Source organism: Candidatus Babeliales bacterium (assembly GCA_035944115.1).
In the GTDB taxonomy this organism is placed as follows: Bacteria; Babelota; Babeliae; order Babelales; family Vermiphilaceae; genus DASZBJ01.
Genome location: DASZBJ010000044.1, coordinates 1 through 3,160, shown reverse-complemented (window position 1 = coordinate 3,160; position 3,160 = coordinate 1). Strand labels below are relative to the sequence as shown.

Here is a 3,160-nt window from a genome sequence, read left to right as displayed (position 1 = left end):
CCATTCAACATTAGGTTATCTAACGCCGGATGAGTTTGAACAGAAATATCTTATAGGAGCAGTAGGGTGAAGCTCGCCTTACCGGCGACAGAGGTAATCCACTCTAGGTTCCTTGTGTCTACAAAACTGTTGCAAGATCATTTTTTGTTTTATTACCTGGATCGCCACGCATGCGCTTGCGACGACGATCGCGGGATTTTTTGCTCTTAATTAGTCTGTAGCTAGGGCAAGAATTTTCGGATACGCCACTATGCAATGTTTATAAACGATTTAATATTTGGAACATAATTTATTTTCTGTATATCATCACAAAAATCGATGATTGTACCTGCTTGCAAATAATAAACACGATCAAATATTTTTTGTACAAAATGCATGTCCTGACTGGAAACGCCAATGATTAGATTTTGTGCCGCAAGTTCTTGCAGCGTGGTTACCAGCTCTTGTGTGTTGATAGGGTCAAGCGAAGCGGTTGGCTCATCAAGCAGTAATATTTGTGGTTGTAAGCACAATGAACGGGCGATTGCAGCGCGTTGTTGTTGTCCCCCAGAAAGTTGAGTTGGATATTTGTGAACGTGGTTTTCGAGGCCACGTTTTTTTAGTTCTTGCAGAGCCCGCTCTTCTGCTTGCTTGTATTGCATGCCATGTACGAGCAGTGGATCAATGCAATTTTCTAAAACGGTTAAATTATTAAAAAGATTAAAGTCTTGAAACACATAACCGATGGTTTCTGATTTTTTTTGGTAGGTTAATTCGGCAAGTTGCTTGTTATTGATACTGATGGTGCCCGAAGTTATTGGCATTAAATTGACTAATGATTTGAGCAATGTTGTTTTTCCTGCACCGCTCTTTCCGATAAAGCAGCTAATTCTTCCGGGTATAAGGGAACAAGAAACATCATCCAAAAGTGTTTGGTTTTTGATAACAACGGTAAGGTTTTTAATTTCGACCATGGGAGAGCCTTTTTTCCATATATAATGCGATAAGGGTAAGTAATGCAGAAAAGAGTAAGTACGCAGCGGCGATTGCCAGATACACAGGAATTGGATTCAATTCGCGCGATATTATATTCATACCAGTGCGGGTAAGTTCAGTTACTCCGATAGTGGCAAGTAGTGAGCTGCTTTTAACGAGTTGTTCAAGCTCACCAAATAGTGCGGGAGTGATAACGCGCAATGCTTGCGGTGCAATGATTCGTTTTATTGTTGCTGCTACTGGATATCCTAAGGTAATGCAGGCATCCCATTGTCCGTTTGGTACAGCATTAATCCCTGAGCGAATTATTTCCGTGGTGTAACCGGCGGAACAAAATGCAAGAGCACTACATGCTGCAAAAAATGCAGGAATGTCGATATTAAGAATCGAAGGAACAATAAAGTACGCGATTAAAATCTGCACATATGCAGGTATCCCTTTTGCGATAAACGTGAATATTTTTATGGGAATAAAGAGTGCTGGATGAGTAAGACGATTGCAACTTGCAATACCAAGAAGGGTGCCAATGGCAAGACTTACTGATCCGGCAAGTACTGTTGCAGCACAGGTGACTGCCATCCCTTTTAAAAACAGAGGTAGATATTGTGTCATACTATCGCCCATTTTTCTTCAAGTTGTTTGATAGTGCCATTTTCAGTTAAAGTTTGTACAGCGGCGGTGACTTGTTCAATGAGATTGGCATTAGTTTTGTTTATGCAAATACCGACACCAGCAACTTGATCTTCTGCAGCCAATGGCACATCAAGGATCTGTATTTGTGGGAATTTTTGTTTAAATTTTTGTGCAATCGATGGTTCGACTAATGCTGCATTCGCTTTTCCATACTGTATATTCAGCAGTGCATCATCCACTTTTTCTGTTGCTAGTTTGTTGATGAAAGAGTATTTGCTCAAAACAGTATCTTGAGATGAGGTTGGCTCGACGCTTACTGTGTTATCGGTCATATCGTTGATAGTTGTAATACCTTCCGGTATGCGCTCCCAAAAAAGAAGTGGATATGATGTTGTAGCATCACCGTGATAATGTATCATGGCGACTTTGTTGAGTCTGTCTTGGGTGATTGATATTGCCCACATAATTGCATCTACTTTTTGTTGTTCAAGGGCAATGAATAGGGATGACATGGAACCAAGATCTTTAATGATCAGTTTTTTTTGCATTTGGTTGGCGATTGCATGCATAACGTCAATATCAAAACCTTCATATTCACCATGTTGGTTAATGCTCACCCACGGTGCATAGCCCGTTGCGGTGCCAATCGTTAATGTATCATTATTGGACGATGATGGTGATGTGTTTTTGTTGTAAAAATAATAGCTGCCAATAGCAACTAGAGCAATGATACATAATAAAATATAGGTATTGTTTTTCATTCTGGAGCACCGTTTGAGGTTATGGATTCTATTTTTTTAAGAACGGATTTATATCCGTGATGTGGTTCAGTGTTTAGAAATCGAGCAACGCGCGTGATGGTAGCAAGACTCACTCCCGTTTGGGCATGGATTTCGCGATATGAAAGTTTGTCTTGATGAAGTAATTTGCATACGCGCCATCTATCGGCAAGTGCTTTAATTTCTTGCGGCGTGCAGAGATCTTTTATGAAACGTTCTATTTCTTCTGCTTTGTTGAGTAGAGCGAGTGCTTCAAATAGATCGGTAGATAACTCGTTATTATTCATAGATATTCCTTTATAAGAACGATCTGTCATGCTAGCGTGCTATTATAATAGAACGCTGGTCTTGCCAAGTCAAGTAGTACCATTTTCTTGACTCTGAAAATCATACTATGATTATCTAATTTTTGTTTTGAAGCTTGATTGATAAAAAGGGGACATCATAATGAACATACGAGTGCGATCGTACATCATTTTTGTAATATTCGGTTTTTGTTCTGTTATTACTTTTCCTGAAGGATTTGCGCCCGATACATGGGTGCGATTAGGAAAAAAACTTGGATGGCAAACAATTGCTCAAGCGGTTGTCGCTTCAAAACGCTTTATTTTTAAAGATTCAGTATTGAGTTTCAATGTTGATTCTGGTAGATGGGAGGCAAAAAAAGTACAAAGAGGGGCTACCATCGACACCAATTGCTATCTCAAGCTTTGGTTCAATGGGTGTAAAGAGTGCGATGTGATGTGCACTACCGATCAAAAATTTTATTCTGC

The 3,160-nt window shown here is 39.7% G+C and carries 5 protein-coding genes; 1 reads left to right on the top strand and 4 read right to left on the bottom strand.

Annotation, left to right across the window (positions count from 1 at the left end):
- Positions 1–248 precede the first annotated feature (248 nt).
- Genes VGT41_04905 through VGT41_04890 form a run of 4 tightly spaced genes read right to left on the bottom strand, consistent with a single transcriptional unit; the run spans position 249 to position 2,674 of the window.
- Positions 249–953, bottom strand: coding sequence for an ATP-binding cassette domain-containing protein (locus VGT41_04905; protein ID HEV2601614.1), 705 nt, complete (start codon positions 951–953; stop codon positions 249–251).
- Entirely contained in the window at positions 940–1,587 is a 648-nt protein-coding gene (locus tag VGT41_04900; GenBank protein HEV2601613.1) for an amino acid ABC transporter permease, read from the bottom strand. The genes VGT41_04905 and VGT41_04900 overlap by 14 nt, the downstream gene beginning before the upstream one ends.
- Positions 1,584–2,369 carry a transporter substrate-binding domain-containing protein gene (locus VGT41_04895; protein HEV2601612.1) on the bottom strand — a complete coding sequence of 262 codons (786 nt, stop codon included), beginning with the start codon at positions 2,367–2,369 and terminating at the stop codon, positions 1,584–1,586. The genes VGT41_04900 and VGT41_04895 overlap by 4 nt, the downstream gene beginning before the upstream one ends.
- Complete coding sequence (locus tag VGT41_04890; protein HEV2601611.1) at positions 2,366–2,674, bottom strand: YerC/YecD family TrpR-related protein; 309 nt, start codon at positions 2,672–2,674, stop codon at positions 2,366–2,368. Before VGT41_04890 ends, VGT41_04895 begins: the two co-directional genes overlap by 4 nt.
- A 160-nt stretch (positions 2,675–2,834) precedes the next feature.
- On the opposite strand from VGT41_04890, the gene VGT41_04885 reads away from it, so the two are divergent.
- On the top strand, positions 2,835–3,160 hold a 326-nt coding region (locus tag VGT41_04885; protein ID HEV2601610.1), incomplete at its 3' end, for a hypothetical protein.